At 33.2% G+C, this 18,479-nt stretch carries 16 protein-coding genes and 1 tRNA gene; 9 read left to right on the forward strand and 8 right to left on the reverse strand.

Going from position 1 to position 18,479, the window contains the following annotated elements; translation table 11 throughout:
• Positions 1-20 precede the first annotated feature (20 nt).
• From BLS90_RS06720 to BLS90_RS06730, 3 genes are read right to left on the reverse strand one after another with little or no spacing between them, the layout of a single operon-like run.
• Positions 21-821 carry a GIN domain-containing protein gene (locus tag BLS90_RS06720; protein WP_091256707.1) on the reverse strand — a complete coding sequence of 267 codons (801 nt, stop codon included), beginning with the start codon at positions 819-821 and terminating at the stop codon, positions 21-23.
• A gap of 4 nt (positions 822-825) precedes the next feature.
• The gene (locus BLS90_RS06725) at positions 826-1,539 is read right to left on the reverse strand and encodes an ABC transporter ATP-binding protein (protein WP_091256710.1); all 714 of its coding nucleotides are present in this window, start codon (positions 1,537-1,539) and stop codon (positions 826-828) included.
• Between the two features lie 50 nt (positions 1,540-1,589).
• On the reverse strand, positions 1,590-2,828 hold the full coding sequence (locus BLS90_RS06730; protein WP_091256712.1) for an efflux RND transporter periplasmic adaptor subunit: 1,239 nt from the start codon (positions 2,826-2,828) through the stop codon (positions 1,590-1,592).
• A 140-nt stretch (positions 2,829-2,968) separates the two neighbouring features.
• On the opposite strand from BLS90_RS06730, the gene BLS90_RS06735 reads away from it, so the two are divergent.
• Both BLS90_RS06735 and BLS90_RS06740 read left to right on the forward strand, forming a co-directional pair.
• The gene (locus BLS90_RS06735) at positions 2,969-4,318 is read left to right on the forward strand and encodes a sigma-54-dependent transcriptional regulator (RefSeq protein WP_091256715.1); all 1,350 of its coding nucleotides are present in this window, start codon (positions 2,969-2,971) and stop codon (positions 4,316-4,318) included.
• Positions 4,290-5,654 (forward strand): sensor histidine kinase, encoded by a 1,365-nt coding sequence (locus BLS90_RS06740; RefSeq protein ID WP_317039388.1) that lies wholly within the window; start codon positions 4,290-4,292, stop codon positions 5,652-5,654. Before BLS90_RS06735 ends, BLS90_RS06740 begins: the two co-directional genes overlap by 29 nt.
• A 633-nt stretch (positions 5,655-6,287) precedes the next feature.
• On the opposite strand, the gene BLS90_RS06745 is transcribed toward BLS90_RS06740, so the two are convergent.
• From BLS90_RS06745 to BLS90_RS06750, 3 genes are all read right to left on the reverse strand, one after another.
• The gene (locus tag BLS90_RS06745) at positions 6,288-7,016 is read right to left on the reverse strand and encodes a superoxide dismutase (RefSeq protein ID WP_091256721.1); all 729 of its coding nucleotides are present in this window, start codon (positions 7,014-7,016) and stop codon (positions 6,288-6,290) included.
• Positions 7,017-7,193: 177 nt separating this feature from the next.
• Positions 7,194-7,319, reverse strand: a complete 126-nt coding sequence (locus tag BLS90_RS17225) for a chromate transporter (RefSeq protein WP_262488569.1) — start codon at positions 7,317-7,319, stop codon at positions 7,194-7,196.
• 281 nt (positions 7,320-7,600) lie between these two features.
• A tRNA-Val gene (locus BLS90_RS06750) sits at positions 7,601-7,678 on the reverse strand.
• Positions 7,679-7,889: 211 nt separating this feature from the next.
• On the opposite strand from BLS90_RS06750, the gene BLS90_RS06755 reads away from it, so the two are divergent.
• The gene (locus tag BLS90_RS06755) at positions 7,890-9,677 is read left to right on the forward strand and encodes an ABC transporter ATP-binding protein (RefSeq protein ID WP_091256723.1); all 1,788 of its coding nucleotides are present in this window, start codon (positions 7,890-7,892) and stop codon (positions 9,675-9,677) included.
• Between the two features lie 89 nt (positions 9,678-9,766).
• Here the strand turns inward: BLS90_RS06755 and BLS90_RS06760 are convergent, their stop codons facing one another.
• On the reverse strand, positions 9,767-10,936 hold the full coding sequence (locus BLS90_RS06760) for a proline dehydrogenase family protein (protein WP_091256725.1): 1,170 nt from the start codon (positions 10,934-10,936) through the stop codon (positions 9,767-9,769).
• 93 nt (positions 10,937-11,029) lie between these two features.
• Between BLS90_RS06760 and aroB the strand changes: the two genes are divergently transcribed.
• The 6 genes from aroB to BLS90_RS06795 all read left to right on the forward strand — a co-directional run bounded on the left by aroB (position 11,030) and on the right by BLS90_RS06795 (position 17,952).
• On the forward strand, positions 11,030-12,097 hold the full coding sequence (gene aroB / locus BLS90_RS06765; RefSeq protein WP_091256729.1) for a 3-dehydroquinate synthase: 1,068 nt from the start codon (positions 11,030-11,032) through the stop codon (positions 12,095-12,097).
• 288 nt (positions 12,098-12,385) lie between these two features.
• The gene (locus tag BLS90_RS06775) at positions 12,386-13,786 is read left to right on the forward strand and encodes a type III PLP-dependent enzyme domain-containing protein (protein WP_073353126.1); all 1,401 of its coding nucleotides are present in this window, start codon (positions 12,386-12,388) and stop codon (positions 13,784-13,786) included.
• A 93-nt stretch (positions 13,787-13,879) separates the two neighbouring features.
• Positions 13,880-14,851, forward strand: coding sequence for a deoxyhypusine synthase family protein (locus BLS90_RS06780; protein WP_073353127.1), 972 nt, complete (start codon positions 13,880-13,882; stop codon positions 14,849-14,851).
• Between the two features lie 9 nt (positions 14,852-14,860).
• On the forward strand, positions 14,861-15,268 hold the full coding sequence (locus BLS90_RS06785) for a DNA primase (RefSeq protein WP_091256734.1): 408 nt from the start codon (positions 14,861-14,863) through the stop codon (positions 15,266-15,268).
• A gap of 87 nt (positions 15,269-15,355) precedes the next feature.
• Positions 15,356-17,467 carry a DNA helicase RecQ gene (recQ, locus tag BLS90_RS06790; RefSeq protein ID WP_091256737.1) on the forward strand — a complete coding sequence of 704 codons (2,112 nt, stop codon included), beginning with the start codon at positions 15,356-15,358 and terminating at the stop codon, positions 17,465-17,467.
• An 8-nt stretch (positions 17,468-17,475) separates the two neighbouring features.
• Positions 17,476-17,952 carry a DNA-deoxyinosine glycosylase gene (locus tag BLS90_RS06795; RefSeq protein WP_091256739.1) on the forward strand — a complete coding sequence of 159 codons (477 nt, stop codon included), beginning with the start codon at positions 17,476-17,478 and terminating at the stop codon, positions 17,950-17,952.
• A gap of 1 nt (position 17,953) precedes the next feature.
• On the opposite strand, the gene BLS90_RS06800 is transcribed toward BLS90_RS06795, so the two are convergent.
• Positions 17,954-18,469, reverse strand: coding sequence for a DinB family protein (locus BLS90_RS06800; protein WP_091256839.1), 516 nt, complete (start codon positions 18,467-18,469; stop codon positions 17,954-17,956).
• Positions 18,470-18,479: the final 10 nt, after the last annotated feature.

Raw genomic sequence — 18,479 nt, forward strand, 5'->3', positions numbered from 1 at the left:
GAGATTATTGATTTTGTAGATTATTTATTGGAAATAGAACCTGATGAGCTTTCTGCTTTTTCAATTTGAGATGGATTACCATAAAAACGAATAGCAGCGCTTGAAGATGCGCTTGCATTGATATACTTTGTTGCTGTTACAATAACATTAGCAGAACTACTCGCTTTAATTATTGCGGCTTCAGCCTCTAAATTTTTTAGTCTACAAGCAGCGGAACTACTAGTATTAACAGTAATTTTTTTTGCTTTTCCGGATAAAACGACATCAGAGGAGCTACTTGATTCAATTTCAATTGTAGAAGCATTAATTGTGGCTGCAAGATAGCCACTAGAGGAGGCTTCAATCACAGCATTTGAACATTCGAAGCTTCCTGAAATACTTCCCGATGAACTCACTGCAAGATCCAAACCGGATGTTTTATTCAAGTTTGCAATTTTAATAGTAGCGGCAGAAAGTGCTTTAATACTTTCTAAATTGGGACCAGAAATCGTAATTTTTAACATTTTAAAATTAATTCCATTAATTGTATTTATGTTGTTTATCCTCATAAAATTTGTTTTGGTATTCTTGGTTTTAGACCCTTTTGAACCGATATATAATTTTAAAACATTATTTTCGACTTCCGTTTTTACCAAAATTAATTTTTCTAAATTATCAGTTTCTACTTTTACACTTCTTATATTTGAAATGGTATAAAAAACTTCAATTCCTTGTGAAGCCTGTAATTTTGAAAAGGAGGCAACTTCTCTGTTTTCTGATACTTGCGCCAATAAAATAGAACTTAATAATAAGGTCGTTAGCGTTACAATTACTTTTAGCATGTCTTTATTTTTTTAATTCGGTTACTAATACATCTACATTCCGCTTATTACTTTTTTCTGAAAGTATCATTCCATCTTTCATCAAAATTGTTTTTTGGGAAAAAGACGCATCGTACTCAGAATGTGTAACCATCAGGATCGTTGCTCCGTTGGAATGTAGATCAGTGAGCAATTCCATAACTTCATTTCCATTTTTGCTGTCTAGATTTCCTGTAGGTTCATCGGCAAGGATGATTTTCGGATCGTTAATTAAAGCTCTTGCCACGGCCACACGTTGTTGTTGTCCTCCGGAAAGCTGTTGTGGATAATGTTTTAATCGGTGTGAAATCCCTAATTTATCGGCAATTGCTTCTACTTTTTTCTTTCTTTCAGAAGAAGGAACTTTGTTATAAATCAATGGCAATTCGATATTATCATAAACCGATAATTCGTCTATCAAATTGAAATTCTGAAAAATAAAACCAATATTTTCTTTTCTGGCTTTCGATTTTCCTTTTTCTTTCAATCCAATCATTTCCTGATTTAACAATTGATAACTTCCACTGGAAGCGCTGTCGAGCAATCCAACAATATTTAATAAAGTGGATTTTCCGCTTCCCGAAGGCCCCATGATGGACACAAAATCACCTTGATTTATGGTTATAGAAACTTCACTTAATGCTTTCGTTTCTAATTCCTCGGTTCTAAATACTCTTGAAAGATTTTTAATTTGAATCATACTATTGTTCGTTTTTTGATTGATGCTATTTTTATGTTTCCTACTATTTCTTATTCTAAATTTAATATTTCCGCCCGTTTATAATCTTTGTACGATGACGTGATTACTTTTTCGCCAGCTTTCAATCCGCCAAGAACTTCATAATATAATGGATTTTCTTTCCCAAGTTTGATTGCTCTTCGTTCTCCTTTGCTGCCGTTGACAACAAAAATCCATTTCCCATTGGTTTCTTCATAAAAACTTCCTTTGGAAAGCACTACTGTTTTTGTTTTTTCTGACAAATTTAATTTAACCCCAAAACTCAATCCCTGTTGTAAATTCAAACTTTCTGAGGAAGTGAAATTCAATTCGACCACAAATCGTCCACTTTTTATTTCGGGAATGACTCTCGTAATCTGAACACGGATTGGTTTTCCATTAAAATCGACTGTTCCTTTTTGGCCATCAGTGATTTTGTTCAAATAAAACTCATCCACATCGGCAAGCAATTTATAGCCTTTCATTACATCAATTGTCCCAATACTTAGTCCCTGAATGTATGTTTTCCCCAGGATCGGTTCAAAAGAAGAAAGTCTTCCTGAAAGCGGGGCTGAGATTAAAAAATGCTGCTTGTTTGTTCTCAAAATCCCCAAACTTTTATCCATGAAGGCGATAGATTGATTCAGTTGTCCAATTTGGATTTGATTCGCCCGTTTCTCTTTGGTAACACTTTCCTTAATGATTTTCATTCTTTCTTTCTGGAAACGTAAATTTTCTACTGTTTTTTCCCATTCATTTTTAGAAAGGATTTCTTGCTCAAATAATTTCATATTTAAATCGTATAAATTTTTAGAATCCAAATAATCGTGCTCTATTGCAATTAAATCTTTGGCCAAATTCAACTCCTGGTTTCTTAAATCGAGTTTTGATTTGTTCAGATTATTGATTTGTTCGATAATGGCAGTTTCTTGTTGCATATAATTCAATTCGGTATTGGGATTATAAAGTCGGGCCAAAGCTTGTCCTTTTTTTACCATCGCCCCATTTTCAACATAAATTTCCTGAACAGCGCCACCTTCGGTAATATTAATCAAAATAGAATTCAATGGCGCTACTTTTGCCTGAAACACGATAAAATCTTCAAAGAAATTATTTTCGACTGTTTTAATAGTAATTTCTGCTCTTTTGACATTCAGGCTCCTTTTTTTAGTCACTGAAGAATAAACCAAAAAGACCAAAACCAAAAAAAGCGGCAATGCGATGAATAGATACTTATTTTTATTATTTTTACGAGGAAGGATGGTGTCCATTGTTGTTATTTTCAAGTGTACAAAGCAATTTCGTGCCAAAATTTTAAACCTTGCAATCACCTCATTTTTAAATATTTTACTTTTAATACAAATTTCACGTGTTCAGTATTGAACACATTTTGTCCAAAAATGAACAGTTAATGAAAAAGACAAACGCAAGCATTTTAGTGATTGACGATCAGGAAGACATCCTTTTTGCTGCTAAGATGCTGCTTAAAAAACATTTTGAGAACATTTATACACTCACTAATCCAAAAAATGTGGTTGAATTATTGTCAAAAAGCACCATTGATGTGGTTTTACTCGACATGAATTACAGAATAGGTTTCGAGGACGGAAGAGAAGGTTTGTATCTGTTAAAGGAAATAAAAACGCTTTCGCCAAAAACCATTGTTATTTTAATGACCGCTTTTGGTAAAGTAGAAACAGCTGTTGAAGGATTAAAATCAGGGGCTTTTGATTATATTTTAAAGCCTTGGGACAACGAAAAATTGCTTAATATTGTTAGACAAGCTGTTAGTAAATCACGCAAAGAACAAAAGAAACTAATTGATGTTGCCACTACTGACGATTTCTTTATTGGTAATTCAGAGGCTATAAAAAAGGCTTATTTACTGGCTGATAAAGTCGCAATAACAGAAGCCAATGTTTTAATGCTTGGAGAAAATGGTACCGGTAAATTTGTTTTGGCACATCACATCTATCTGCAGTCCGAAAGAAAAAATAATGCTTTTATTCCCGTTGATTTGGGTTCTTTGAATGCCAATATTTTTGAAAGCGAACTATTTGGTTACGCCAAAGGAGCTTTTACCGATGCCAAAACAGATACTCCGGGACGTTTTGAATTGGCTGAAAATGGAACTATTTTTTTAGATGAAATTGGAAATGTTCCTTTGCATCTGCAATCTAAACTCCTTCAGGTTATTCAAACCAAAACAGTAACCCGATTGGGCGAATCCAAATCAAGACCTTTGAATGTTCGCATTATTACCGCCACCAACTTAAATTTGAAGCAAGAAGTCGCCGATAAAAACTTTAGGGAGGATTTATATTATCGCATCAACACTATGGAAATTGTTTTGCCTCCATTACGGGAACGCAACGAAGATAAAATCCCTTTGGCTCACTATCTCTTGCAAAAAATGATGGCTAAGTACGGACGAGATGAAATCGCTTTTGATGAAAAATCATTGGAACAAATCGAAAAACATGCTTGGAACGGAAACATCCGGGAAATGGAAAACAGAATAGAACGCGCCGTGATTCTTTGCGAGAACAATCATATTACCGTTTCCGACTTAGATTTAGAACAAATAACAACTTACGAGGATAATCCAGACGATATTCAGCTGTCGGCTATCGAAAAATCAGCCGTCGAAAAGATGCTATTGAAAAACAATAACAATATCAGTAAAACGGCTGAGGAATTGGGATTGTCAAGAGGTGCTTTATACCGAAGAATTGAAAAATATAACATCAGCACCAACTAATATGTTTACATCCTGGAAAATATACCATCTCCTTTTTATAAGATTGCTACTTATTCTTTTGACTACCGGAATTTCCTTCTTTCTTTTTCAAAAAGGATTGGTTTTCACGGCCGTATTTGGTGTCCTTATCATTTTTATACTGCTCGTTGAAATGTATTTTTATGTGAAGCAGGCCTTTTTACTTTTCGACAGAACGATTACTTCTATTTTGCAAAATGATTTCACCTCCGATTTTTCAAAGCATAAATCGTATGAAAATTATTCCAACGTATTCAAATTGTATGAAAATCTAAAAAACAAACAAAACGAAGAAGTTTCAAAAGACATTATTTACCGTTCTATTTTGAACAATATTGAAACTGGAATTATTATCCTGCAAAAACAGGAAACCGATTGGAATATATTTTTGATGAATGATTATTTTTCCAAACATTTTAACGTTCCAAAAGTTTCCAAATGGAAATATCTGAAAAATCAGTTGCCTTCTTTGTGTGAAGTTATCGAGGAGCAAGATTTTCAGGAAATTAAAACGTCATTAGAGATCCGTGTGAATCAACAAGACAGACAAACATTTGTGCTGCAGACTTCGAGGAGTGAAATTTACAATCAGGATTATTTTATCGTTTTGCTGGATTCGATTCAAAATGTAATCGAGAAAAAAGAGAAAGAGGCTTGGGTCAATCTGATGAAGGTTATTTCTCATGAATTGTTGAATTCGATTACTCCCATTCGGTCACTTTCTCAGAATCTACAGGATTTAGTGCAGCAGGAAACCATTTCAACGGAAGACTTGGACGATATGAAAAGCAGTGTTGCCACGATGTTAAGGCGGAGCGATCATCTACAGCAATTTGTTGAAAGTTACCGCAAACTGGCCATGCTGCCTTCTCCCAAAAAGGAAAAAACAGAATTGTTGAAAATGGTTAAAAACAGTTTCCAAATTATGGATCCAATTTTCAAAATAAAACAAATAGAAGTCATAAACACGATTGCTTTCGACCACAGGCTAAATGTTGACATTCAACAAATTGAACATGTATTGATTAATCTTTTGACGAATTGTATTTACGCCCTGGCAGATACAGAAAAAAAGCGGATTATTATTTCGGCAGAAATTAAAGAAAAGAGAATTTTTATTAAGATTATCGATAACGGAAAAGGCATTGAAAAAGAAATAGAAAGTAAAATATTCTTACCCTTTTTCACCACTAGAAAAGAAGGAGCCGGAATTGGCTTGACATTGTCCAAAAGCATTGTAGAGGCTCACGGTGGTTATTTGGCATATAAAAATGATGATGGAAAAACTACTTTTGTGATTTGTCTGGTTGATAATTAATTATTAATCAAGCGTTAATCCTAAGAATCACGAAAAAAAGTAGAGAAAAAAAAACTATTATTGTTGTTGGATTATGTCTTAGAACCTTACATAGTTCGAACCTGCCATTATAGTAATTAATGGTGTTGAGAGATTTTATAAAATATCTGTAAATCTTTCGAACCAAAAAAAAAACTCCAAAATCAAATGACTTTGGAGGTTTGTAAATTATAGTGGGCCATAAACGGTTCGAAACCCTGAACCCAATTGGTGTAAACGACTTCCTCTAAACAAGCTGAACTAATCGCCTTGAAAAATTTAGATATTTTTCTTTACAATTTTAAATAACTGCACTTTTTTGAAGAACTGCCGATCTCAAAATAATTTTTCATTATTACAAATAAGTAATTAGAAAGATATATTGTCGCAATATAAAAATACGATAACAATTATTAAAAGATTTTTTGCCGCAGATTTTAAGGAATAAAAAAAAATGCTTTATGGCAAATTAATCTCTGATAATCTGTAAAATCTGTAGCAAAGAATATATTTAGGGTTCATTAAAATACGGCATTTAATTCTAGTCATTCCTTAATTTAAATAAGGCTAAAAAACCTTATATGATAGTTGTTTTGAATATGTCTATTTAACATTTTATTGCGTCAATTTTAATGCATCGTTTAATCGCATCGCTACGTTATCCCAATTGATGATATTAAATAAGGCATCGACAAAATCGGTTCGTTTATTTTTGTATTTTAAATAATAGGCGTGTTCCCAAACATCAATAACCAGTAAAGGAATAGCACCCCATTGTGTTAGCTTTTCGTGGTTTTCGCATTGTAAAATTACCAAACTGTCGCTGTAAGGCTGATACGCTAAAATTCCCCAACCATTGCCATCTACATTTTTTGAGGTAGCAGCAATTAAGATTTTAAGTTTATCAAAACTCCCAAAACTTTTTTCTATTCGCCGCAACAAATCACCTTGCGGTAATGTGTTTTTATTGGTAAGGTTTGTCCAAAAAATCGAATGTAGAATATGTGATGAAAAATGATGTGATAATTTTTTTGTCCAAAAATCAATGGTTTCCAAAATGTTTTCGTCCAATGCTTTTTTTATCATTTGCAAATCCTTGTTCGCTCCCTTTACTGCGCCACCGTGATGAAAAGTATAATGTAGATGCAAGGTTTCGGCATCCATGTAGGGTTCTAAAAAAATTTCACTGTACGGAAGCGTTTGTTGAATATAATTGCCGTTTCCATCAACCAATTTATCAATTGAATTGTCCGCTAGATTAGTGGCAAATGCATTATTTGTTGGAAGAATTAGCGAAGCTGCACCTAATAAAGTGCTCGATTTTAAAAACTCTTTTCTGTTCATAGTATTAATTTTATAATGATACCTAATACTGCTGCAACAGCAATAATAGATGGTTTTTGAATTTTATTAATATAAAGTAAAGCAAAAATTGTAACAATAGCTATTAGTGCCGTTGGAATATCAAAAATAAATAGTTAATGGTCCAGGTGCTAACTGTGCTAAAGCTAAACCTTATTTTTATTCTTCTTTTGAAATCCATTTTTTATTTTCATCTAAATCTCGATGCATATAGTTAAACAATGCTACTGGACCAACAAAACCAACTGTTCCTAATTTCAGGAAATAAAAAAGTAATCCTTTCAAAGTATATATTGGATTTTCATCTATGACAAGGCATTTTTAGAACACAATGCCAAATTGGAAACCTATAGTAAATGTTGCGGGATGGTCATTGCCAAATCGTACTGGTAATGAAATAGCTACATAATAACTACTATTGGTGTTTTTTATTACAGTTTTGTTGAATACTGGAGTTTGGGGATTAATCTCAGGTTTTGGGATTGATCCGATTATATAAAATATCTGTCAATTTTTCGAACAAAAAAAACCTCCAAAATCATTTGATTTTGGAGGTTTGTAAATTATGGTGGGCGATGAGGGGTTCGAACCCCCGACCCCCTCGGTGTAAACGAGGTGCTCTGAACCAGCTGAGCTAATCGCCCTAAACAATGTAGTTATTTTCATTTCCTTATTGCGATTGCAAATATACAGCTAGAAATCGTATCTGCAAGCAAAATAATAAAAAAAATCAATAAAATATTGACTCTATTTACTTTCGTGCTCTACCATAGCACTTTATAATGAGAATGAAACTCTAGTATTTTTTTGTATTGATTCGTTATAGTCTTACATTTGCGCTATAAATAATAGATAATGGCCAGGTTCAAAGAAAATGATTTACCAAAATCAAAAATTACTGCAACTTCACTTCAAAAAGCAACTGTAATATTTCAATATGCAGAAAATCATCGTTGGAAATTTTATGTAGGTTTAATTTTTTTATTATTCACCGGAGCGACTGCTCTCGCTTTTCCTAAATTAATGGGAATGCTTATCGATTGCGTAAAAAACAAAGATAATTCTCAGGCTAATACTATAGCTTTAGGATTAATTGTCATTTTATTTCTTCAATCTATATTTTCGTTTTTTAGATTGTACTTATTCGTCAATTTTACTGAAAACACATTGGCTAATCTTAGAGTAGCACTTTACAGTAATTTGGTAAAATTACCAATGTCATTCTTTTCGCAAAAACGTGTTGGAGAATTAAATAGCCGAATCAGTTCTGACATAACCCAAATACAAGACACTTTAACATCAACCATAGCCGAATTTTTAAGACAATTTATTCTAATTATTGGTGGCGTTCTTTTATTGGCAAATGAAAGTATTAAACTGACATTATTGATGTTATCCGTAGTTCCGCTTGTTGCCGTGGCGGCCGTTATTTTTGGACGGTTCATCAGAAAATATTCAAAAAGTGTTCAGGATAAAGTTGCCGAAAGTCAAGTAGTTGTTGAAGAAACTATGCAAGGCATCAGTATTGTTAAGGCTTTCGCCAATGAATGGTACGAAATTGCCCGTTACAACGGAAAAATAAAGGAAGTCGTTACCATTGCTATCAAAGGGGGAAAATATCGAGGTTACTTTGCATCATTCATTATCTTCTGTCTTTTTGGAGCCATTGTTGCCGTAGTATGGTTTGGTGTTCGATTGAGCATCAGCGGCGAAATGAGCGTAGGACAATTGATTTCTTTTGTATTATATTCCACATTTGTAGGTGCTTCTTTTGGCGGAATTGCAGAACTATATGCCCAAATCCAAAAGGCGATTGGCGCAACCGAACGTGTTTTTGAATTATTAGATGAAACTCCTGAAAAAATTAATTCGGTTCGTGATCTTGCTACAATTGAAAAAATAAAAGGAAACGTTACCTTCAAGAATGTAGCTTTTAGTTACCATTCAAGAAAAGAAATCAAAGTATTGAAAGACGTTAGTTTTACGGCTAATTTTGGTCAAAAAATAGCCATCGTTGGTCCAAGTGGAACCGGAAAATCGACTATTGCTTCTCTTTTATTGCGTTTTTATAATATTGATGAAGGACAAATATTGGTTGACGGAAAAAATATTTATGATTTTGATTTAGAAAGTCTTCGTGGAAACATGAGTATTGTACCGCAAGACGTGATATTATTTGGCGGAACCATAAGAGAAAATATTGCTTATGGAAAACCAAATGCCACCGAAGAAGAAATTCTTACTGCTTCAAAACAAGCTAATGCTTTTAATTTTATTGAAAGTTTCCCTGAAAAATTTGAAACGATTGTAGGCGAAAGAGGCATTAAACTTTCTGGAGGACAGCGCCAACGTATTGCAATTGCAAGAGCATTATTGAAAAATCCAAGTATTTTAATTCTGGATGAAGCTACATCATCATTAGACAGTGAAAGCGAAAAACTGGTTCAGGAAGCACTAGAGATTTTAATGCAAGGAAGAACCAGTATTATAATTGCACATCGTCTTTCAACTATTCGAAGCGCTGATCAAATTTTAGTTTTGGATAAAGGAAAAATCACGGAACAAGGAACACATCAGGAATTAATCGCTTTAGAAAATGGTATCTATAAAAATTTAAGTAATCTGCAGTTTAGCAATTCTTAAATTTTTTTTCTTAATTTGACAAAAAAAACTCCATTCAGTGTATCAGAATGGAGTTTTTTTATGGATTTAAATGTACTTAAAACTGATTTCTATTTTCCTTTTCTTCGGTTGCGTTCTGCTTTTATCATCTCTAATTCACGACTCGTTTGTCCCGCAACTGAAGTATTTTCTTCAGCACGACGAATCAAATACGGCATCACATCTTTAACGGGACCAAAAGGCAAATATTTTGCTACATTATACCCATGAGCAGCTAGATTATAACTGATATTATCACTCATTCCGTACAATTGACCAAACCAGATTCTGTCATCGTTTGTTTTAATTCCTTTTTCTTGCATCAATTCCATTAAAGTATATGTACTTAACTCATTGTGAGTTCCTGCAAAGATTGACATTAGATCTAAATGCTCAATCATATAGCGAACAGCGGCATCATAATTATCATCTGTAGCTTCTTTTGAAGCGCAAATTGGTGATTGGTATCTTTTTTCTTCGGCACGAGCCATTTCTTTTTCCATGTAAGCACCACGGACTAATTTCATTCCTATAAAGAATCCGTCATTTTTGGCTTGCTCATGTAATTTTTTCAAGTAATCCAATCGATCCCAACGATACATTTGCAACGTATTAAAAACAATTGCTTTTTCTTTGTTGTATTTGCGCATCATTTCAGTTACCAAATCATCTGCAGCGTCTTGCATCCAACTTTCTTCACCATCAATCAAAAGAGCTACATTTTTAGAATGAGCATCTTTGCAAACCAAATCAAAACGTGCTACTACTCTATTCCATTCTGCTTGTTCTTCCCGAGTTAACGTTTGCTGATCTCCTAATTTCTCATACAATTCAAAACGACCAAAACCAGTTGGTTTAAATACAGCAAAAGGAATAGCTAAACGTTCTTTTGCAAATTCAATTGTTTTTAGAGTCATTTCAAGCGCAGCATCAAACTGATCTTCTTCTTCTTTACCTTCCACAGAATAATCCAATACAGAAGAAACCCCTTTCGTATACATTTTATCCACTACAGATAGGCAATCTACTTCATTTACACCACCACAAAAGTGGTCAAAAACAGTAGCGCGAATTAAGCCTTCAACAGGGAGATTGGCTTTCAAAGCAAAATTTGTAACAGCGGTTCCAATTCGAACTAAAGGCTGATTAGCAATCATTTTGAAAAGGAAATAAGCTCTATCTAATTCGGTATCACTTTTTAATGAAAAGGCAACTTGGGTATTATTGAATATTTTTTCCATTATTTGTTATAATTTTTGTACAAATATAGACAGAGTTTTGAATATTATTCCCCAAAAATTACCTTATTTTGCGGTTCCAATTAATCCATAAAGATGCAATCAATTCAAGCCAACAGTTACCCAATACATTTTAACGAAAAAGCATACGAAGCCTTAAATATTCATTTGAATGAAAATAAGTATTCTAAAATTTTTATTATTGTTGACAGTAATACGAATGAATTTTGCATTCCAAAATTTCTCCCTTTTCTCGAAACTGACCTTACTATTGAAATCATTGAATTTGATGCAGGTGAAGTAAATAAAAATATTGAGACTTGCGTCCAAATTTGGAATGTTCTCACTGAACTTGGTGCCGACAGAAAAAGCCTTGTAATTAATTTGGGTGGTGGTGTTGTTACTGATTTAGGTGGTTTTGTTGCTTCAACATTCAAGAGAGGAATTGATTTTATTCACATTCCTACCACATTACTGTCAATGGTTGATGCTTCTGTAGGCGGAAAAAACGGGGTCGATTTAGGAAATTTAAAAAACCAAATTGGTGTTATTAATGTGCCAAAAATGGTGCTTATCGACACCCAATATCTTGAAACGGTGCCACAAAATGAAATGCGTTCCGGTCTCGCTGAAATGCTCAAACACGGTTTAATATATGATAAGGCCTATTGGGAGCAATTTTTAGATTTAAAATCCATTGATTTTGCTGATTTTGATTCCTTAATTTACCGTTCGGTTGAAATAAAGAATGAAATTGTTATCCAAGATCCATCAGAGAAAAATATTCGTAAGTCATTAAATTTTGGTCATACTTTGGGCCATGCCATTGAGAGCTATTTTTTGGAAAATGAAAATAAAACAACTTTGTTACATGGAGAAGCCATAGCTGTTGGGATGATCTTGGAAAGTTTCATCTCATTGCATAAAAAACTAATTAGTAAAGAGGAATTCTCTGAGATAAAATCTGGCATTAAATCCATCTATGACGATATCATTTTTGAAGAAAAAGATATAGAGCCTATTTTGGAATTGTTGATACACGACAAAAAAAATGAGTATGGAAACATACAGTTTGCTTTGATTGACGGTATCGGAAAAATAAAAATCAATCAATCGGTTGAAAATGAATTAATTCTTAAGGCATTTCTAGATTATAAATCTTAATTAATTTTTATAAAAAGGATTGCATTGCGTATATAATATTTTTTACATTTGCACCAATGAAAAAAAGTCAAAACAAACAAAATTATAGTTCTAATAAAACCCAAAAAAAGATGTCTTTTCTAAAGATATTAAAGCGGTTTTATTCTATCAAAGGAAACTTTAGTTTTGAAGTTTTCCAATATTTAAAAGCAGACCACGAAAAGCTTCAGATCGTTTATGCAAATATTCGGGTTTGAATTATCGGTTACTTTATTTTTACAATATTTTAATCTATAATTACGACATCTAATGAATACAAAATATTCTGATTTAATAAATCAAACCTACTATTTCCCTCAAGAAGAATTTACTTTAAACAAAGATAACCTGCAATTTCACAACATTGATTTGATGAAATTGGTTGAGCAATATGGCACGCCATTAAAATTTACTTATTTACCTCAAATTTCAAATAACATCAATAAAGCCAAAAGCTGGTTTCGTAAATCGATGGAAAAAAATAAATATGAGGCAAAATATTACTATTGTTATTGCACTAAAAGCTCTCATTTTGAATACATTATGAACGAGGCGTTCAAAAACAACATTCATATTGAAACTTCCTCTGCTTTTGATATTAATATTGTTGAAAATTTATTGGCAAACGGAAAAATCAATAAAAGTACCTATGTGATTTGTAATGGTTTCAAAAGAGACCAATACATTGATAATATTGCACGTCTTATAAATAATGGTCATAAAAATACGATTCCAATTATTGATAATTTTGAAGAGCTAGATCTACTACAAGGACAGATAAAAAGCAAATTCAAAATTGGTATTCGTATTGCTGCCGAAGAAGAGCCAAAATTTGAATTTTATACGTCAAGATTAGGTATTGGTTACAAAAATATTGTTCCCTTCTATAAAAGAGAAATCAAAGAAAATAAAAAATTGGAACTGAAAATGTTGCACTTTTTTATCAATACCGGTATCAATGACAATGCCTATTATTGGAATGAACTAGTAAAATGTATTAAAGTATACGTGGCATTAAAAAAAGAATGTCCAACACTTGACGGATTAAATATCGGTGGTGGTTTTCCAATAAAAAACTCACTAGCATTTGAATATGATTATCAATATATGATTGATGAAATTATCAATCAGATAAAAATTGCTTGTGATGAAGCTGAAGTAGATGTACCAAATATTTTTACCGAATTCGGTTCCTTTACAGTGGGAGAAAGCGGCGGCGCTATTTATCAAGTTTTATATCAGAAGCAACAAAATGATAGAGAAAAATGGAACATGATCGACTCCTCTTTTATTACCACTTTACCAGATACTTGGGCTATCAACAAACGTTTTATTATGTTAGCAGTCAATCGATGGAATGAAACTTATGAAAGAGTACTACTGGGCGGAATGACCTGTGATAGCGATGATTATTACAACTCCGAGCAGAACATGAATGCTATTTATTTGCCAAAATACAATAAAGAGAAACCATTGTACATTGGTTTTTTTAACACCGGAGCATATCAGGAAACTATAGGAGGATACGGAGGATTACACCATTGTTTGATTCCGCAACCCAAGCATATATTAATAGATAGAGATGAAAACGGGATTTTAGCCACTGAAGTTTTCTCAGAACAACAAACCTCAGAGGACGTTTTAAAAATATTAGGCTACGACCGAAAATAAATTAACAAGCATTCAGTTATTCAATTTTAAAAATCGTTAAATTTGAAATAATAATTTTAACGTAATGATTATTAGGTATTTAAATTAAAAAAAATGAGCAAAGGACCAATCAGTCAGTTTATTGAAAAGCACTACCTGCATTTCAACTCTGCATCTTTAGTTGACGCAGCTAAGGCATACGAAGAACAATTAGCCAATGGTGCAAAAATGATGGTGAGTATGGCCGGTGCTATGAGTACGGCCGAGATTGGAAAAATATTTTCTGAAATTATTCGTCAAGACAAAGTGCATATCATTTCTTGCACAGGTGCAAATCTAGAAGAAGACATCATGAATTTAGTTGCTCATTCTCATTATGAAAGAGTACCAAATTACCGTGATTTGACTCCACAAGACGAGTGGGATTTGTTGGAAAGAGGTTTAAACCGCGTTACAGATACTTGTATTCCTGAGCATGAAGCATTTCGTCGTTTACAAAAGCATATTTACAAAATCTGGAAAGATGCTGATGACAAAGGAGAACGCTATTTTCCACATGAATTCATGTACAAAATGTTACTATCCGGAGTTCTTGAGGAATATTACGAAATCGACTTAAAAGACAGCTGGATGTATGCAGCGGCCGAGAAAAATTTACCTATTATTGTACCAGGATGGGAAGATAGTACCATGGGAAATATATTCGCATCGTACGTAATAAAAGGAGATTTAAAAGCATCTACAATGAAATCAGGTATTGAATACATGGTTTTCTTATCAGATTGGTATCCAAAAAACAGTACTAATGGTGTAGGTTTTTTCCAAATTGGTGGTGGAATTGCAGGAGATTTTCCAATATGTGTGGTGCCAATGTTATATCAAGATATGGAAATGCATGATATTCCTTTCTGGAGTTATTTCTGTCAGATTTCAGACTCGACAACCAGTTATGGTTCGTATTCTGGGGCGGTACCAAATGAAAAAATTACTTGGGGTAAGTTAGATATTAAAACGCCTAAGTTTATTATTGAGTCAGATGCTACCATTGTAGCACCTTTAATTTTCGCTTATTTATTAGACCTATAGAATTATTTTATGAAAAGAGTAATAGTTGATTACGCAAAACTTACCAATGAAATTTTAAATCTTTTGGTTGATAAATTTCCAGATGGTTATGATGATTCAAACATTATTAGTTTTAGAAACGCTAAAAATGAATTGATTGAAGCAGTTGAAGTACGAACTGAAGACACTATTTATTTAGTTAAAGTAAGTACTAAACTAGCTGATAGAATTGAAAATTATGATGAAGATGATGAAATCATGATTGATGAAGTTGTTGAACCAATTAAAGGATTGGATTTAGATGATGATATTGATGATGAGGACGAGGATGAGGATGCTGCTGACAAACTAGATGATGACTCAGGTGATGATGACGATGACGATGATGCGGATGAAAAAGATTTTTCAGATGACGATGATGACGAAGATGAGGATTAATTAATCCCATTTTAAATATATTTATAAAAAGGAACTCCTACACGAGTTCCTTTTTTTATAACTTTAGACCTCTAAATATACGCCACAATGACTCAAGAATTATTACACGCCAAACTGAAGGAAAACTTTGGTTTTGAAAAATTCAGACCCAATCAGGAGGAAATAATAAACTGTATTCTTTCCGGGCAAGATACAGTAGCAATAATGCCGACTGGTGGTGGAAAATCAATTTGTTTTCAATTGCCCGCATTAGTATTTCCTGGAATTACAATCGTAATTTCTCCGCTTATTGCTTTAATGAAAGATCAAGTTGATGGATTAAAAGCCAATGGAATTGAAGCCTGTTTTATCAATAGCAGTCAAACCGAAGAGGAGCGACAATTTTATATCGAAAGCTTAAAATCAAATGCAATTAAATTGGTTTACATTGCTCCAGAAAGCTTGTCTTTTCTGGACAATATTTTTAATAGTTTAACCATAAGTCTTATTGCTATTGATGAAGCACATTGCATTTCATCTTGGGGACATGATTTCCGACCCGCTTATACGAATCTTGGATACCTCAAAAACCGCTTCCCTTCTACTCCAATCTTAGCTTTAACTGCAACTGCTGATAAAGCTACGCGTAAAGATATTAGCCAACAATTAAACTTAATAAATCCTAGAATATTTATTGCTTCATTCGATAGAAAAAATCTGAGTTTAGAGGTTCGTCCCGCTTTGGATAGAGTAAAACAAATTATAGATTTTATTCAAGAAAAACCAAACGAATCCGGAATCGTATATTGCTTAAGCCGAAAGACAACCGAAGAACTTGCCGAAAAATTACAAAAAATTGGAATCAATGCAAAGGCCTATCATGCTGGTTTAGATAATAAAATTCGCTCAAAAACTCAAGACGAATTCATTAATGATGAATGCCAAGTCGTTTGTGCAACAATTGCTTTTGGAATGGGTATCGATAAATCAAATGTGCGTTGGGTGATTCACTATAACTTGCCGAAAAATATTGAAGGTTATTATCAGGAAATTGGTCGAGCCGGCCGAGATGGTTTACCCTCAGAAACCTTATTATTCGAAAGTTACGGCGATGTGATTCAATTGCAAAAATTTGCCTCACAAGGTTTAAATGCTGAAGTACAACTAGCCAAACTAGAGCGTATGAAACAATATGCTGATGCTTTGAGCTGTCGCAGAAAGATATTACTCTCCTATTTTGGCGAACTCGTTACAGAAAACTGCGGTAATTGTGATATTTGTAAAAATCCACCGCTATTTTTCGATGGAACCATTATTGCTCAAAAAGCGTTATCGGCAATTATTCGATTGCATGAAACGGAGTCATTACCGGTGATCATCGACTTTCTCCGAGGTTCCAAAAATGCATATATTTATGAAAAAGGATACCAAAACTTAAAAACGTATGGTATCGGAACTGACCTTTCTTGGTTTGACTGGAACCAATATTTAATTCAACTAATTAATTTAGGCTATTGTGAAATTGCTTTTCATCAACAAAATAAAATCCGACTAACGGCTTTCGCCAAAAAAGTTTTATTTGAAGGCGAAAAAGTAAAACTCACAACTGTCCAAAAAATTAATATCGACAAGCAAGTTATAAAGGAAGCAAAAAGCAAATCGGTTACGAATTCACTTTTTGAAACCTTACGAAAACTACGCTACGAAATTTCCAAAGAAGAATCCGTTCCAGCTTATGTAATTTTTAGTGATGCGGCTTTGCGCCAAATGGAAACTGAAAGACCGATGAGCGATCAGGAATTACTGGCAATTGACGGCGTTGGAAAAGCAAAACTAGAAAAATATGGCGATGCTTTTATCAATGCGATTATTGATTTTCAAAATTCTAGAGTTGTCAGAAAAAAGAAAGAAGCTACTACTTATAAAGAAACATTAGAATTGTATAAAAATGGATTTTCTGTTGAAGCAATTGCTCAAAAAAGAAAGTTAGGTCTAAGTACGATTATGTCCCATTTAGCTAAATTGTACTTTGATGGCGCTGACATAGATTTGGATTCTTTTATTTCAAAAGAAGAAGTTACGCAAATTGCCGAAGCACGAATAAAACTGGAATCACCAAATACTTTAAAACCCTATTTTGATTATTTTGAAGAAAAAATTGATTATGGAAAGATCCGATTGGCATTAGCAATATTAGAAAAAGAAAATGCAGTAGTTTAGTAATTATTATGATTTATTCCTTTCCTCCTTTTGTGAATTCACAAACAGAAATTTTGATTCTAGGAACTATGCCTGGCATTGCATCATTGGAAAAACAAGAATATTATGCGCACAAAAGAAATCATTTTTGGAAAATAATGTACACGTTGTTGGATAATTTACCAATTGCTGAAGTTTTCGAAGATAAAATACAATTGCTCCAAGCTAATAAAATTGGGCTTTGGGATGTTTTAGAAAATTGCGAAAGAAAAGGGAGCTTAGACATTCATATCAAAAATCAAAAAGCAAATGATTTTGAAACACTATTCAAAGAATTCCCTGGAATCACTACCGTCATTTTTAACGGAAAAGAAAGTCATAAATACTTTCTGAAAAAATTCGGCCAAATAAAAGGCATCACGTATTATGTGATGCCTTCTACTAGTCCTGCTAACACCATGTCTTTTGAAAACAAGCTTAAAATCTGGTCAGCCGGTTTTCAATAAATTATAAATATCTTTCTTGAAAAACTTTTTGATGGTGTTTTTGATGACCAATCATAATAAAACCAATTGCACGAACAGAGACAACTGCATTTGAAGCAGTTCCTACTCTTTCTAACTGAATTACTGAAAAACTTTTAAATAGAAACATATTCGAATGTCTAACCGCTGAAAATTCAGTTAATAAATCCTGGATACTTCTGCTGTTAGCACTCGTATTGTCAATATAATCATTTTCATCAAAGCCGGGTAATGGCGTTTGATCATCTCTCGAAATTCGCAATGCCCGATAAGCAAAAATGCGTTCCGTATCAATTACATGCTGAATAATTTCTTTGATAGTCCATTTTCCTTCGGCATAACGATAATCAAATTTGTCCATGGGAATGTTTTGTACAAAATGAATAAAATCGTGTAATGAAATTTCTAATTCATCCATCAATGTGACTTCTCCCAAAGCGTTTATATAAGGAGTATAATAAGCTGCATATTCGTTTACAGGTAATTGTGTTGATTTCATTTTATATTTT

The sequence above is a fragment of the Flavobacterium omnivorum genome, assembly GCF_900099915.1.
GTDB classification, from domain to species: Bacteria; Bacteroidota; Bacteroidia; order Flavobacteriales; family Flavobacteriaceae; genus Flavobacterium; species Flavobacterium omnivorum.